The sequence below is a fragment of the Micromonospora sp. L5 genome (genome assembly GCF_000177655.2).
In the GTDB taxonomy this organism is placed as follows: Bacteria; Actinomycetota; Actinomycetes; order Mycobacteriales; family Micromonosporaceae; genus Micromonospora; species Micromonospora aurantiaca.
The window spans coordinates 2,231,688-2,245,387 of record NC_014815.1; the positions used below are offsets into that span (position 1 = coordinate 2,231,688).

At 74.2% G+C, this 13,700-nt stretch carries 14 protein-coding genes; 7 read left to right on the top strand and 7 right to left on the bottom strand.

The annotated features are described in order from the left end of the window. Positions 1–65 precede the first annotated feature (65 nt). Together ML5_RS10830 and ML5_RS10835 are read left to right on the top strand one after the other, a co-directional pair. Complete coding sequence (locus tag ML5_RS10830) at positions 66–443, top strand: SCP2 sterol-binding domain-containing protein (protein WP_013285235.1); 378 nt, start codon at positions 66–68, stop codon at positions 441–443. Further along, entirely contained in the window at positions 440–2,518 is a 2,079-nt protein-coding gene (locus ML5_RS10835) for a glycogen debranching N-terminal domain-containing protein (RefSeq protein WP_013474710.1), read from the top strand. The genes ML5_RS10830 and ML5_RS10835 overlap by 4 nt, the downstream gene beginning before the upstream one ends. A 24-nt stretch (positions 2,519–2,542) precedes the next feature. Here the strand turns inward: ML5_RS10835 and ML5_RS10840 are convergent, their stop codons facing one another. Together ML5_RS10840 and ML5_RS10845 are read right to left on the bottom strand one after the other, a co-directional pair. Continuing rightward, complete coding sequence (locus tag ML5_RS10840; RefSeq protein ID WP_013474711.1) at positions 2,543–3,280, bottom strand: Pr6Pr family membrane protein; 738 nt, start codon at positions 3,278–3,280, stop codon at positions 2,543–2,545. A 24-nt stretch (positions 3,281–3,304) separates the two neighbouring features. Continuing rightward, entirely contained in the window at positions 3,305–3,991 is a 687-nt protein-coding gene (locus ML5_RS10845) for a hypothetical protein (RefSeq protein WP_013474712.1), read from the bottom strand. Positions 3,992–4,134: 143 nt separating this feature from the next. Here ML5_RS10845 and ML5_RS10850 point away from each other — a divergent pair, with 143 nt between their 5' ends. Beyond that, positions 4,135–5,025, top strand: coding sequence for a DUF72 domain-containing protein (locus ML5_RS10850; protein WP_013285239.1), 891 nt, complete (start codon positions 4,135–4,137; stop codon positions 5,023–5,025). A gap of 36 nt (positions 5,026–5,061) precedes the next feature. Beyond that, the gene (locus ML5_RS10855; RefSeq protein ID WP_013474713.1) at positions 5,062–5,271 is read left to right on the top strand and encodes a hypothetical protein; all 210 of its coding nucleotides are present in this window, start codon (positions 5,062–5,064) and stop codon (positions 5,269–5,271) included. Between the two features lie 4 nt (positions 5,272–5,275). On the opposite strand, the gene ML5_RS10860 is transcribed toward ML5_RS10855, so the two are convergent. The 4 genes from ML5_RS10860 to ML5_RS10875 all read right to left on the bottom strand — a co-directional run bounded on the left by ML5_RS10860 (position 5,276) and on the right by ML5_RS10875 (position 8,765). Further along, the gene (locus tag ML5_RS10860) at positions 5,276–5,659 is read right to left on the bottom strand and encodes a hypothetical protein (RefSeq protein ID WP_013474714.1); all 384 of its coding nucleotides are present in this window, start codon (positions 5,657–5,659) and stop codon (positions 5,276–5,278) included. A gap of 112 nt (positions 5,660–5,771) precedes the next feature. Continuing rightward, a complete protein-coding gene (locus ML5_RS10865) occupies positions 5,772–6,401 on the bottom strand; it encodes a hypothetical protein (protein ID WP_013285242.1) in 630 nt (209 codons plus the stop codon). An 81-nt stretch (positions 6,402–6,482) separates the two neighbouring features. Continuing rightward, complete coding sequence (locus ML5_RS10870; protein WP_013474715.1) at positions 6,483–7,340, bottom strand: alpha/beta fold hydrolase; 858 nt, start codon at positions 7,338–7,340, stop codon at positions 6,483–6,485. Between the two features lie 213 nt (positions 7,341–7,553). Beyond that, complete coding sequence (locus ML5_RS10875; protein ID WP_013474716.1) at positions 7,554–8,765, bottom strand: globin domain-containing protein; 1,212 nt, start codon at positions 8,763–8,765, stop codon at positions 7,554–7,556. Positions 8,766–8,920: 155 nt separating this feature from the next. Between ML5_RS10875 and ML5_RS10880 the strand changes: the two genes are divergently transcribed. Continuing rightward, positions 8,921–9,358 (top strand): Rrf2 family transcriptional regulator, encoded by a 438-nt coding sequence (locus ML5_RS10880; RefSeq protein ID WP_013474717.1) that lies wholly within the window; start codon positions 8,921–8,923, stop codon positions 9,356–9,358. Next, on the top strand, positions 9,358–9,990 hold the full coding sequence (locus ML5_RS10885; RefSeq protein WP_013474718.1) for a class I SAM-dependent methyltransferase: 633 nt from the start codon (positions 9,358–9,360) through the stop codon (positions 9,988–9,990). Before ML5_RS10880 ends, ML5_RS10885 begins: the two co-directional genes overlap by 1 nt. Positions 9,991–10,030: 40 nt before the next feature. On the opposite strand, the gene ML5_RS10890 is transcribed toward ML5_RS10885, so the two are convergent. Beyond that, the gene (locus tag ML5_RS10890; RefSeq protein ID WP_013474719.1) at positions 10,031–11,287 is read right to left on the bottom strand and encodes a hypothetical protein; all 1,257 of its coding nucleotides are present in this window, start codon (positions 11,285–11,287) and stop codon (positions 10,031–10,033) included. A 347-nt stretch (positions 11,288–11,634) separates the two neighbouring features. Here ML5_RS10890 and ML5_RS10895 point away from each other — a divergent pair, with 347 nt between their 5' ends. Further along, positions 11,635–13,692, top strand: a complete 2,058-nt coding sequence (locus tag ML5_RS10895; protein WP_041784486.1) for a DNA topoisomerase IV subunit B — start codon at positions 11,635–11,637, stop codon at positions 13,690–13,692. Positions 13,693–13,700 lie beyond the last annotated feature (8 nt).

Consider the following 13,700-nt stretch of genomic DNA (forward strand, 5'->3'; position numbering starts at 1 on the left):
CGGGGACGCTGCGGGACGAGCGGCGCCGGCAGGCGGGCGCCCGCGACCACCGACGAGGAGGCCCGATGAGCGTCTCGGCCGTGGAACATCTGACCCGGGGGACCGCCGGCCGGCACCCGGAGCTGCCCGAGACCACCTCCGGCACCATCCGCCTGGATCTGCGCGTCGAGGGCTGCACCGAGCACTGGTACCTGACCATCGACCGGCAGGACGTCCGGGTGGACCGCCTGGCCGAGGAGGCGGACCTGGTGGTCGGCGCGAACCGGGAGGTGTTCGACCGGATCGCGGCGGGGCGCCTGCACCCGGCCGCCGCGCTGCTGCGCAACGACCTCGCCGCGCGCGGCGAGCTGAAGCTGCTGATGACGCTGCGCCGGATCTTCCCCGGCCCGCCGGACGCCCGGGATCCCCGCGACGTGGCCGGTGAGCGGGCGGCGGCCCGATGAGGGAGGAACTGGTCCACGTCCTCGCGGGCAACGCGTTCGCGTTGAGCGACGCGCAGGGCGACATGGAACGCGACCCGTGCGCCCCGATCGGCCTGTTCTCGTTCGACACCCGGTTCCTGTCCCACTGGGTGCTCACGATCGACGGCGAGCGGCTGCACGCGCTGTCCCGCGACGACCTGACCTACTTCGAGACCCGCTTCGTGCTGGTGCCGGGCGCGGCCAGCCACTACGTGGACGCCGACGTCTCGGTGATCCGGCACCGCTCGATCGACGAGGCGTACCACGAGAGCCTCACGGTGCTGAACCACTCGGCCGAACCCGCCGAGTACACGGTGCGGATGGAGATGGCCGGCGACTTCGCCGACACCTCCGAGATCCTGCGTCCCGGCCCGCGTCACCCGACCGTCATCCCCGAACCGGAGCAGCAGCGGCTGCGGATCCGGTACGAGCGCGGGCGGTTCACCCGGGAGACGTGCGTCTCCAGCACCGTCCCGGGCGAGGTGGACGCGCGCGGGATGACCTTCCGGATCCGCGTCGAGCCGCATGGCGAGTGGCACGTCGACCTGCACGTCGCCTTGATCATCCAAGGCGCGGGCGGACGGGACCTGCGGGCCGACATCGAGTCCCACAGGCAGCACGTCCGCCAGGACATGCGGGACGGCCTCGAACGGTGGTTCGACCGGGCGCCGCAACTGGTCTCCGACCGGTCCGCGCTGACCGCCGTGTACCGGCAGGCCCTGACCGACCTGGCCGCCCTGCGGTACATGCCGCTGGCCTACACCGACCGGGTGCCGGTCGGCGGGATGCCCTGGGCGATGGCGCTGTACGGGCGGGACGCGCTGATCACCTGCCTCCAGACGCTGCCGTTCACGCCCGAGCTGACCCCGGGCACGCTGCACATGCTGGCGATGGTGCAGGGCGGCCGGCTCGACGACTACCACGAGGAGGAGCCCGGCAAGATCGTCGCTGAGTTGCGATACGGCGAGGCGGCCGCGTTCGAGGAGCAGCCCACCGCGATCTACTACGGGGCGGCCGACACCACGCCGCTGTTCGTGATCCTGCTCGACGAGTACGAGCGCTGGACCGGTGACACCGACCTGGTCAACGAGTTGCGGCACCCGGCCCGGATGGCGCTGGACTGGCTGACCCGGTACGGCGACCAGTGCGGCGACGGCTACCTGCGCTACCGGCCACGCAACACGGTGAACGGGGTGGCCAACCAGACCTGGCGGAACACACCTGCGGCGATCGTCGACCGGGACGGGGTGGAGCCGCCGTACCCGCGCGCCACGTGCGAGCTCCAGGGGTACGCGTACGACGCGCGGATCAGGGGCGCCCGCCTGGCCCGGGAGTTCTGGGACGACCCGGGCTACGCCGAGCGCCTGGAGGCCGACGCGGCGCGTCTGCGGGAGCGGTTCAACAATGACTTCTGGCTGCCGCAGCGGGGCTACTACGCGCTGGCGCTCACGCCGGACGGCGAGCCGGTCGACGCGCTCACCTCGCACCTGGGGCACCTGCTGTGGAGCGGCATCGTGGAGCCGGACCGGGCCGACGCGCTGGCCGGGCACCTGCGCGGGCCGGACCTGTTCTCCGGCTGGGGCGTGCGCACCTACGCGCAGGGGCAGATGCCGTACAACCCGGTCGGCCCGCACCTCGGCGCGGTCTGGCCCTGGGACAACGCGATCGTCGCGGCGGGCCTGCGGCGGTACGGCTTCGACGAGGAGGCGGCCGACATCGCCGCGGGCGTGTTCGCGATGGCGGAGACGCTCGGCGGCTCGGTCCCGGAGGCGATCGCCGGCTACCCCCGCGCGCTGACCAAGTACCCGGTCCAGTTGCCGGAGGCCGGGCGACCGCAGTCGTGGGCCTCCGGTGGGCTGCTGATGCTGCTGGCGACGATGCTGGGGTTGCGTCCGTGCGGGGAGAACCTGCTGGTGAACCCGGCCGTCCCGAGCGGGTTCGGGCGGATCGAGCTGCTCGACGTGCCGGGCCGGTGGGGAAGAGCCGACTCGTACGGCCGGGAACGCGGCTCGGGCCGGCGGATGCGCGCCGGCCGGCCGGCCCACCGGGCCGCCTGACCGGGCCGCCTGACCGGCCGCCGCTCAGGCCGAGCCGGTGGTCTCCCGCTGGGCTGCCGTCGAGGCGCCCGGCTCGGCTGCCGTCGTCGGCTCCACCGGCCCGGCCGCGGGTGGCTCCTCCGCCGCATCGGCACGCCCGGCCCGGGCGAGCAGCCGGTCCACGCCCACGAACAGCAGGCCCAGCAGCCAGAACACCGCGGCGAACCCGACCGCGCTGACCGCCACCCCGTCGTAGCCCAGCTCGCCCGCGTCGATGAACGGGTACGGGTACCTGTCCACGATCAGGCCGCGTACCAGCGCGAACCCGAGGTATCCGAGCGGGAACACCAGCCACCAGGCGGCGTAACGGGGGCGCAGCCGGCCGCGCCTGTCGAACAGCGCCCAGTCGGCGACCGCCAGCAACGGCACCACAGTGTGCAGGAACTGGTTGCCCCACCACTCGCCCGGTTGCCGGTCCGGCTGGGTCATCGCGAACGGGCTGGCCGGGTTGGCCAGCACCAGGTGGTAGACCGTGCCGGTGATGGTGATGTAGAGGGTCACAGCCCCCTTGAGGACGCTCGGTGGCTCCGGCCGGTCGCGCAGCGCGCACCAGGCGGCGTACAGGGCGAGGACGCCGACCGCCACGTTGCTCTGGATGGTGAAGTACGGCAGCAGTCCGGTCACCGTGGCCGGGCCGAGCGCGGTGAGGACGATGCCGGCCAGCACGGCGAGCACCACTGCGAGGCGGAGGAGGATCGCCGGTAGGCGACGCCGGGGGGTCACGGGGGGCAAGTTACCAGCCGGTCGTCAGCCGGGACGCCGCCCGGGCGGGGTGCCGGACGGCCGGCCGACGTGCCCGGGCGGGAGGTCGTCCACGCCCGGCGGCCCGCCGGACGGGTGGACCGGGTGCGCGGACCTGCCGCCGCCTCGCCCGCCGGCCTTTCCCGGCGGATCGTCGCCCAGCAGCCCGGCGCAGTAGTCCGGCACGCGGTCGTGACCCCCGGCGGCGGCGACGAGGCCGCTGAAGGCGGGTGTGGCCAGGGCCCGTCCCCGCTCCGGCTCGGCGACGGCCCGGTACGCGACGCACAGGCCGGGCGGCGAGGACGGGTGTGGTGTCCGGGGCGCCGGTGAGCCGGCCGGCGGGCTCGGCCGGGCCGACGGCGCAGGGGGCGCGGTGACGACCGGCGGCGCTGCCGGACGTGCGGCGCGCGGCAGGTTCCCGGTCGCGGCGAGCGCGACGCCGCCGGTCAGGGACGCGGCCAGTGCGGCCACTGCCACCCGTACCCCGAACCGGGCACTGCGGCGACGGCGCATCCACCGGGCGGCCCGGAACGCCGCTACCGCTGCCGCCTCGCCGTCGAGCTCGCCCGTGCCGGGCGCGGCGCGGACCGCGTCCAGCACGGCGGCCAGTCCCGGCGGAGCGGTCGGCTTGTCGCCGGAGCGGCCGACGAGCAGCCGCTCGACGGTTTCCTGGTCCAGGCCGGATGCGTCCATCTCGTCACCCTCAGCGCCGCCACCCGGCCGGGCGTCACACTCCGGCGCGCCGAGGAGCCGGTGAGGTCGGTCACCCGGCGCCGGTCACGGCCCCGGGGCATCTCCGGTTGCCGATGTCCCGCACTCGCGGTGAACTGAATTACATGGGTGTCATCAAGGTGGGCACGTCCTCCTGGGCCGACCAGATGCTGGTCCGCTCCGGCTGGTATCCGCGCGGGGTCAACACCCCCGCCGGCCGGCTCGGCTGGTACGCCGAGCGGTTCGGACTGGTCGAGGTGGACACGTCGTACTACGCCGTGCCGGCGCCGGAGACGACGGCGGGCTGGGCGGCCGCCACCCCGGACGGTTTCACCTTCGACGTCAAGGCGTTCCGGCTGTTCACCGGCCACCACACGCCGGTCGACGCGCTGCCCCGCGACCTGCGTCCGGCCGGCGGCCCGAACCGGATCCGCTGGCGTGACCTGCCCGCCGGGGCGTACGACGAGTTGTGGGACCGGTTCCACGCGGCGCTGGCGCCGCTCGCGGCGGCCGACCGGCTCGGTGCCGTGCTGTTGCAGTTCCCGCCGTGGCTGGCCCGCGGCGAGGCGGCCCGGCGGCGGATCCTGGACGCCGCGCGGCGCTGCCGCCCCTGGCCGGTCACCGTCGAGCTGCGGCACTCGTCCTGGTTCGACGGGGACGCGATGGCCGACACCGTCACGTTCCTGCGTGAACACGACCTCGGGTACGCCTGTGTGGACATGCCGCAGGGGCACGTCTCCTCGGTGCCGCCGATCCTGGTCGCCACCACCGACCTGGCCGTGATCAGGTTCCACGGGCACAGCACCGCCTGGGAGAGCGGCGACAAGCAGGAGCGGTTCCGCTACGCCTACGGCGAGCGGGAGCTGCGGCACTGGTCGGTGCTGCTGCGCGAACTGGCCGACCAGTGCGCCGAACTGCACGTGCTGATGAACAACTGCTGCGGCGACCAGGCCCAGCGCGACGCCGCCCGCCTGGCCGGCCTGCTCGGCGTCGCGCCCGCCGCCGCGCGCGCCTGACGTTTCCTCAGCCGTCGTCCGGGTACCGCCGGGGGCATGGACGACAGCGAAGGGGGATCGGTGGAGAAGCGGCGCGGCGAGGACGAGCGAGACCCGCGAGCGACCCGGGAGGCAGAGGAGGCGCACGGCGGCAGCATGGCGCCGGGCCTGGTCGACGACACCGGGCACCCGGTGGCCGAGTCACCGGTGCCGGACAACGAGCCGTCGGTGCCGGGTGGTCCGGGCGAGGACGGCACCGGCTCCTGACGGCCTAGGGACGCGTCTCCGGGCGCATCCCGGTCGCCTCCTCCAGCGCGTTGTCGCCGAGGTCGCCGTCCGCCCTGTCGTCCGGGAACGTCCGTCCCGACGGCGCCGGATCCGGCGGCGCGCCCGGCCCGGCCTCGGGCGTCCGGGTCGGCTCGACGGATCCGAACCCGTGCCGGCCCGCCTCCGGTTCGCCCGGCCCGGCGCCGGCCGCCCGGCGCTCGCCGAGCCGCCCCTCGGGTACGGCGGTCTCCTCGCTGCCCTCGTCCATCGGGTCGCTGTCACCGGCGCCCCACGGCGGGTCGGCGTCGAAGCCGTCGGTGGTGCCCCACGGCGCGGCCGACTCCGGTCCGCGCCCGTCACCCGTACCCGGCCGGTCCCTGCTGGTCATGGTCACCTCGCCTGGCTGCTGATGTCCGTGCCGCCCGTCGACGGACGGTCTGGTCCCGGGGCACCGCGCGGCCGGTGACCCACCCCGATGTGGGTCGCCGGCCGCGCGGTGGTCAACGGGCCGCCCCGACCAGATGACGTCCGGCCGCGCCCACGGCGGCCACCTTGCCGATGTTCTTCGGCGCGGACATCAGCCCGCCCGCGCGGTCGAGCATGCCCCGGAACACCTGGCCCGGTTTCTGCTGCTCGCCCATGTACGCCGACACCACGACGAGCGCGCCGGTCAGCGCCGGGACCGCCCACTGGAGCAGCTTCATCTGCCGCTGGCTGGCCGCGACGTTCGCCGGGGTGTGGTGGTTGGGTTCGGTGGTCCCCTCGACCGGCGGGCCGCCGGCCTTCTCCAGCCGCATGCCGACCAGCCGGCTGTAGCCGGTCACCGCCAGCGCGCCGACTGTCAGCGCGGTCTTCACCGCGCTCATCTTCCCCACGCCCGCCTGGCGGGCCATCCGCGGGCTCTCGGTGACCAGTTCACCGACCGCGCCGGCCAGGTGCGCGCCGATCGCTGCCGCGTTGACCGGTGTCCACCGCGCCCACCCGGCCGAGGCCACCGGCAGCCGCTCGGTCGTGTCGTTGATCCGTGCCGCCGCGCCGTTGACGCCGAGCGCCCCCATCAGGGAACCGCCGAACCAGGCCGCCAGGCCCAGGTCGTGCATCGAGCGCAGCGTGGTGTGCCGTTCTGACATCAGATCCCCCTCCGCCGTGTTCGGGCGGTGCGGCATACCCACGATCGGGCGACTCACGCCCGGCGTGGCGGGGAGGAGGGCTCAGCGGCGGGGGAGCGTGCCGGCGAACGCGGCGATCCGGTCGGCCAGGGGCGCCGCCGCGCGTACCCAGGTGAAGTGGTCGAGCGGCGCGCCCGCCTCGGCGACCGTGTAGCGGTGCCGCGTCACCGGCGCCGCGGTCAGCTTCTCGCAGAGGTGGTCGAGCGTCTCGTGCGGCGTGTACTGGTCGTCGTCGACGCTCACCGCCAGCACAGGTGTGCGGATCCGCCGCACGGCGGCCTCCGTGTCCACCCCGTCCAGTGCGGGGAAGCGGCCGGTGCGGGCCGTGTGCGCCCAGTCCCGGATGACGCCGGCGGCCTGCCGGCCGCCGAAGCCCCAGCCCGGCCAGACGCCGAGCAGCCGGGCCGTGGCCGCGATCGCCTGGGTGTACGGCAGCACGCCCCACCCGCGCAGGCCCGGGTACCGCCGCCACCACGGCAGCCCCACCGCCACCAGGGCCAGCCCGTCCACCCGGTCGTCGTCGTGCAGCGCCTGGTGCAGCACCGCCACCTGACCGCCGAGGGAGTGCCCGAGCAGCAGCCGGGTACGGCCGTCCAGCCGGGGCTTGAGCGCGTCGAGCACGGCGCCGACGTCGGTGGCCATCTCCTGGTAGCCGTAGCGGCAGGCGCGCGACGGCGCGGGGGTGCTCTCGCCGGTGCCGCGCAGGTCGGCCACGATCACCGCGAGCCCGGCGTCGCGCAGCGCGGCGGCGAACGGCCGGTAGTAGCGGGCGCGTACGCCCATGGCCGGCCAGATCAGCACCACCGGCGCGCCGGGCGGACCGGCCGGCTCCGGGTAGACCTGCACGCCGATGCGCGCGCCGTCGACGTCCACGAACTCCTGGGTGTAGTCCCCGCTCACCCGGATCAGGGTACGGCCCGAACCTACCGGTGGGTAGCAAGGGGTGGCCGGACCCGTTCGCCCCGCGCCCCTGCCCTCGGGTTCCGCCCCCGACCAGGAGATCGCCGACTTCTCCGCGGGCCCGTCGCCTCCGCCGTGGAGGCTCCGGGCGCTGGACGGGCCCCCTCGTGCCGGAAAATCGGGTCTGCGGAGGTCCTGTCTCGCGGCGGGGCGTCAGCCCGGCAGCATCCCGGGACCGAACACCTCGTAGGCGATCCGCTCGGCCGGCACACCCCGGCGCAGCAGGTTGCCCCGGACCAGGTTCATGAACGCGACCGGACCGCACAGGTGCGCGGCCGCCCCGGCGGGCAGCGGGAGCCGGTCCGGGTCGATCAGCCCGGCGGACACCTCAGCCTTCAGGCCGGGCAGGTCGGCCCCGGCGGCGTCGAGATACCAGAGGTGGACGGCCAGGTTCGGCAGCCGCTGCTGGAGCACGGGGAGTTCCGCGCGCAGCGCGTGTGCCTCGGCGTCCCGGTCGGCGTGCGCCAGCGTCACCTGGCGTCCGGGGTTCCGGTCGGCCAGGTGGGCCAGCGCCGCCATCGCCGGGGTGAGCCCGATGCCGGCGCTGATCAGCAGCAGCGGCCCGTCGCCGCCGGTGGCGTCGACCTCGCCGAACGCGGGGCTCAGCCGTAGCGTGTCGCCGACCGCGACCCGGTCGTGCAGGTGGCCGGAGACCATGCCGTCGGGCGCACCGCCCTCGCCGCGTACGCGCTTCACTGTGATCCGCCACGTGTCGGCGCCCGGGCGGCCGGAGAGGCTGTACTGGCGGATCTGCTGTCCCCGGCCGCCGTCCAGGTCGACGGCGACCGAGACGTACCGGCCGGGGGTGAAGCCGGGCGCGGCGCCGCCGCCGGCCGGCGCGAGGGTGAGCGAGACGACGTCGGCGCTCTCCCGGGCCCGGCCGGTCACCCGCCAGTCCTGCCACACCGGACCGCCCTCGGGCACGCCGGCGCCCGCGTACAGCCGCGCCTCGCGGGCGATCAACTCGCAGGCCAGCAGCCAGTAGACCTCGTCCCAGGCGGCGGCCACCTCCGGCGTGACCGCGTCGCCGAGCACCTCGCCGACCGCGGCGAGCAGGTGCCGGCCGACGATCGGGTACTGGGTGGCGGTGATGCCGAGCGAGGCGTGCTTGTGCGCGATCCGGTCCAGGACCGGTCCCCACGGCATGCCGGTGTCGCCGGTCAGGTGCGCCGCGTACGCGACCACCGCCGAGGCGAGCGCGGCCTTCTGCGCTCCGGTGGCCTGGTTGCCCCGGTTGAACAGGTCCAGCAGGTCCGGGTGGGCGTCGAACATCCGCTGGTAGAAGCGGCCGGTGATGGCCTCGCCGTGCGCCTGCACGACGGGCAGGGTGGCGGTCACGACCGCAGCTGAGGATTCCGAGAGCACGACCGAATCTCCTTCCGGGGTTCGAACAGGTCGATCTCCACGAAACAGGAATCCACGATTCCTCTTTCAGGGCCGAAGGTCCCGGTGCCGGGGTGGCAAGAGTCACCGTGAATCTGCTGGTGTCCCGGACGGCGCCGAGTGGCTAGGGTCGGTGCGTGAGGCTGAACCGGTCGACCGACATGGCGTTGCGGATCGCCATGCTGACCGCCGCGTCCCCGGTCCGGGCCACAGTCGACGAACTCGCCACCCGGCTCGAACTGCCCCGCAGCCACGTCGCCAAGGTGGTGCAGCGGCTGCAACGCATCGGCGTCCTGGTGACCATCCGGGGCCGCTCCGGCGGCGTGGCCTTCGCCGAACACGCCGGGGACATCACCGTCGGGCGGGTGGTCCGCGCCTTCGAGGGCGACGGCGAGGTGGTCGACTGCGCGCAACCGGTCTGCCCGCTGGTCGCGGAGTGCCGGCTGCGCGGTGAGCTGCGCCGCGCGCAGGCCGCCTTCCTCGCCGTGCTCGACGGGGTACGCCTCGGCGACCTGGTCGACGGATCCGCCGGCCCGCTCCTGCTCAGCCTCGGCGCGCCACCGGCAGGCCGCTGATGGCCGTCTCCCATCCGATCTTCTCCCGGCTCTTCGCCCGCGCCAGCGTCGCGATGGACCAGGCCGGGATGGCCGAGCACCGCGCCCGCCTGGTCGCCGGGCTGCGCGGCCGGGTGGTCGAGGTCGGCGCGGGCAACGGGCGCAACCTCGCGCACTACCCACCGGGGGTGACCGGCGTGGTCGCCGTCGAGCCGGAGCCACGCCTGCGTGCCCTGGCCCGCGCCGCCGCACCCGGAGCCCGGATACCTGTGACGGTCGTCGCCGGTCTCGCCGAGACGCTGCCGGTCGCCGACGGCGCCGCCGACGCGGTGGTGCTGTCGCTCGTGCTCTGCTCGGTGCCGGACCAGGCGGTCGCGCTGGGCGAGGCACGCCGGGTGCTGCGGCCCGGCGGCGAACTGCGCTTCTACGAACACGTGGTGGCGCAGACGCCCGGCCTGCGCCGGGCCCAGCGCCTGGCCGACGCCACGCTCTGGCCGCTGTTCTGCGCCGGCTGCCACACCGCCCGGGACACGGTGGCCGCGATCCGGGCCGCCGGGTTCGAGGTGACCGCGCTGGACCGCTTCCGCTTCCCGCCGACCGGGCTGCCGGCCCCGGCCTCGCCGCACGTCCTCGGCACCGCGATCCGGGCCTGACGCCGGACCGGGCCGGTTCTTCCGGCCCGGTCCGGCGCGCTCAGCTCACGCTCACCGTGCCGTCCGGGGCGCGGACGCAGGAGACGGTACGGACGCCGGTCGCCGCCGCCCCGGCCAGGCACCGGCCGAGCACCTTGTGTCCGGCGGCGTTCGGGTGCCACGACTCCTGGCAGGTCTGGAAGTACGTGCCGCAGGCGTTGGCGATCCGCTGGATGTCGAGCTTGTCGTATCCGGAGAGGCTGGTGACGAACGTGCCGCTCGGGCCGTCCATCAGCCGGATCGGCGTGGCCAGGGCATTGCCCGGGCTGCCAGTCGACTCGCAGAGCCGGGCGCCGTCGAACGCGCGCTGCACGTTCAGGTAGACCAGGTCGTCCTGCGGGAACTCGCCGGCGAGCGTGCCGCGTACCGAGCTGACGAGCGTGCCGAGCCCCTGCGAGAAGCGGTGGCCGGGCGCCAGGCTGGCCCGGTGGATCGGGCAGCCGGCCGCGTACCGCTCGGCGCCCAGCGCGCGGAACTTGTCCCGGGTGTCGTCGCGGCTGTCCTCGGTCCAGTAGGTCTGGTTCAGCTCGAACGGCAGCGGGTTGGTGTAGTCCTGGAACACCACCCGGTGCTGCCCGTCGGCGTCGATCTGGTCCAGCGTGGTGAGCAGTTGCCGCAGCGCCGTTGTGGTCTCCGCGGTGGCGGCGGCGAACTGCGCGGCCGTGCCCAGGTCGGCGTCGGTGCACGGCTTCTGCTCCACCGGCCCGCCCAGGTACGCCCAGAACTCCCACCAGCCGGTCCACGCGTCGGCGATGAACCGGTTGGCGCACTTCTCCGCCACGCTGCCGAAGGTGAACGAGCTGTTGTTCGAGCCGAGGCCGACGAGCACCAGATCGATGTCGTGGGTCCGCGCCACCGACCGGAGCTGGTCGAGCTGGGCGGCCACCTGCCGCCCCTTGGTCCGGGTGGCCGAGGCGCTGGCGATGTCGTACGGCTGGCCGCCCGAGCAGGCCAGGTTGAACCGCGCGGAGATGCCGGGCAGGTCGGCCTGGAACAGCGAGGCGTTCGGGGAGCGGTGGCAGAAGTAGGCGTTGGCGTTGGCGGCGGACCAGCCGGGGAAGCCCTGGGCCACCCCGTTGACGTCCACGACCGGCGCGTACGCCCCGGCGCCCTCACCGCTGATGAAGCTGTCTCCCAGCGCCACCGCGGCGGTGGGCAGTGCGGCGGCTGCGGGCCGGGCGGGCGCCGCGGCGGCGGGTAACGCCACCGTGGCGAGCGCCAACGCCGCCGCGAGCACGGAACGACGGAACACGGACATGCCCGACCTCCCAAGACATCGAAATGTGAAAGATTCTTCAGGGGGGCGATCAGATCACGCACGTGTGACGGACGTCAATGGTTCGACATCAGTGGCCCCGCATCGGGGAAGACATCCGGTGCCCGGGTCGTTGTGCCGCCTGGAGCCCCGGCCCGTCCCGCCGGCCGCCGTACGCGGCCGCGGCGCGGACCCGGCCGGCAGGCCGATCGCGCAACGCACCGCCCCGGTGCCGCCGACCTGTCAGGGCACCCGGCTAGGCTCGCTCCGGCGCGCCGCGCCCGGCGATCATCGTGGGGGGATCACACGGTGAACGGCACCACACCGCCGAGACCTGGGAGTACGACCAGTTGACCGCACAGCCTGAGACCCTCTACGGGGCCGACGACCTGACGCATCTGGAGGGCCTCGACGCCGTCCGCAAGCGCCCGGGCATGTACATCGGCTCGACCGACAGCCGTGGCGTGGGTCACCTCGTCAACGAGATCCTCGACAACTCGACCGACGAGGGTGTCGCCGGTCACGCCACCAAGGTCGACGTGATCCTGCACGCCGACGGCTCGGTCCAGGTCGACGACGACGGCCGGGGCATCCCCACCGACGTGCACGCCAAGTCCGGCATCTCCGGCGTCGAGCTGGTGCTGACCCGCCTGCACGCGGGCGGCAAGTTCGGCGGCTCCGGCTACAAGACCTCCGGCGGCCTGCACGGCGTCGGCGCGTCGGCGGTCAACGCGCTGTCCCGCCGCTTCGACGTCACCGTCCGGCGCGGCGGCAAGGTCCACGCCATGTCGTTCCGCCACGGCGTACCGGGCGTCTTCGACGGCGACGGCCCGGACGCGCCGTTCACCCCCGGCCCCGGCCTGCAGATCGTCGGCGCGATGAAGCGCGGCCAGCGCACCGGCACCTCGATCCGGTGGTGGCACGACCCCCGCTACTTCGAGACCGGCGCCACGCTTGACACCGAGACGGTCCGGCTCAAGCTGCGCAACACCGCGTTCCTCGTCCCCGGCGTGGCTTACCGGCTGCGCGACGAGACCGGCGAGGAACCCGGCGAGGAGAGCTTCCACTTCCCCGACGGCCTCACCGACATGGTGGAGTTCCTCGCCCCGGCCGGCGACCGGCCGGTCTCCGGCACGCTGCTGGTCACCGGCGAGGGCACCTACCGGGAGAACGCCGCCGACGCCAACGGCGTCATGCAGTCCAACGTGCAGCGCCGCGCCGAGGTCGAGGTGGCGTTCCGCTGGGGCACCGGCTACGAGCGCACCGTCGAGTGCTTCACCAACACCATCCGCAACGCCCACGGCGGCACCCACCGCAAGGGCTTCGAGCGGGCGCTGGCCCGTACCCTCGCCGACGCCGCCCGCAACGCCCGCGGCCTGCTCAAGCCCAAGGAGGACGCGCCCACCCTGGACGACGTCCTGGAGGGCATGACCGCCGTGGTGCACGTGCGCATCCCCGAACCGCAGTTCACCTCGCAGACCAAGGACGAGCTGTCCACCGCCGGCATCACCAAGGTGCTCCAGGGTCTGGTCGAGGCGCACCTCAAGAGCTGGCTGGAGGACCGCCGGACCAAGGCCGAGGCCCGTACGGTGCTGCAGAAGATCGTCGACGCGGCCCGCGTCCGGCTCACCCAGAAGCAGCAGAAGGACGCCGCCCGCCGCAAGACCGCGCTGGAGGGCGCGGCCATGCCGGCCAAGCTCGTCGACTGCCGCGCCACCGGCGTGGAGCGCAGCGAGCTGTTCATCGTGGAGGGCGACAGCGCGCTCGGGACGAGCCGCATGGCCCGCTCCTCCGAATACCAGGCGCTGCTGCCGATCCGCGGCAAGATCCTCAACGTGCAGAAGGCCAACCTCCAGCAGGTGCTGGACAACGCCGAGTGCGCCGCGATCGTGCAGGTGCTCGGCGCCGGCTCCGGCCGTACGTTCGACCTGTCCGCCCTGCGGTACGGCCGGGTGCTCATCATGGCCGACGCGGACGTCGACGGCGCGCACATCCGTACCCTGCTGATCACGCTGTTCGCCCGCTACATGCGGCCGCTGATCGAGGCCGGTCGGCTCTACGCGGCGATGCCGCCCCTGCACAAGATCACCACGAAGGGGCGCAACCCGCAGACCGTCTACACCTACACCCAGGCCGAGATGGAGGCGACGGTCCGCAAGCTGGAGAAGGCCGGCAAGCAGATCGTCACGCCCATCCCGCGCTTCAAGGGCCTCGGTGAGATGGACGCCGACGAGCTGTGGGAGACAACCATGAACCCGGCCACCCGGGCGGTCCGCCGGATCACGCTCGACGACGTCGAGGCCGCCGAGCGGATCCTCGAACTGCTCATGGGGGAGAAGGTCGAGCCCCGCCGCAACTGGCTGATCGACTCCGCCGACCGGGTCGACCGCGACGCCATCGACGCCTGACCAACGGG

What these genes read in the sequence shown, in the direction of transcription:
- ML5_RS10885 (WP_013474718.1), top strand. Translation starts at nt 9,358, where the DNA reads ATGGCCGTCTCCCATCCGATCTTCTCCCGGCTCTTCGCCCGCGCCAGC.
- ML5_RS10850 (WP_013285239.1), top strand. Translation starts at nt 4,135, where the DNA reads ATGGGTGTCATCAAGGTGGGCACGTCCTCCTGGGCCGACCAGATGCTG.
- ML5_RS10865 (WP_013285242.1), bottom strand. Translation starts at nt 6,401, where the DNA reads ATGTCAGAACGGCACACCACGCTGCGCTCGATGCACGACCTGGGCCTG.
- ML5_RS10860 (WP_013474714.1), bottom strand. Translation starts at nt 5,659, where the DNA reads ATGACCAGCAGGGACCGGCCGGGTACGGGTGACGGGCGCGGACCGGAG.
- ML5_RS10890 (WP_013474719.1), bottom strand. Translation starts at nt 11,287, where the DNA reads ATGTCCGTGTTCCGTCGTTCCGTGCTCGCGGCGGCGTTGGCGCTCGCC.
- ML5_RS10855 (WP_013474713.1), top strand. Translation starts at nt 5,062, where the DNA reads ATGGACGACAGCGAAGGGGGATCGGTGGAGAAGCGGCGCGGCGAGGAC.
- ML5_RS10835 (WP_013474710.1), top strand. Translation starts at nt 440, where the DNA reads ATGAGGGAGGAACTGGTCCACGTCCTCGCGGGCAACGCGTTCGCGTTG.
- ML5_RS10830 (WP_013285235.1), top strand. Translation starts at nt 66, where the DNA reads ATGAGCGTCTCGGCCGTGGAACATCTGACCCGGGGGACCGCCGGCCGG.
- ML5_RS10845 (WP_013474712.1), bottom strand. Translation starts at nt 3,991, where the DNA reads ATGGACGCATCCGGCCTGGACCAGGAAACCGTCGAGCGGCTGCTCGTC.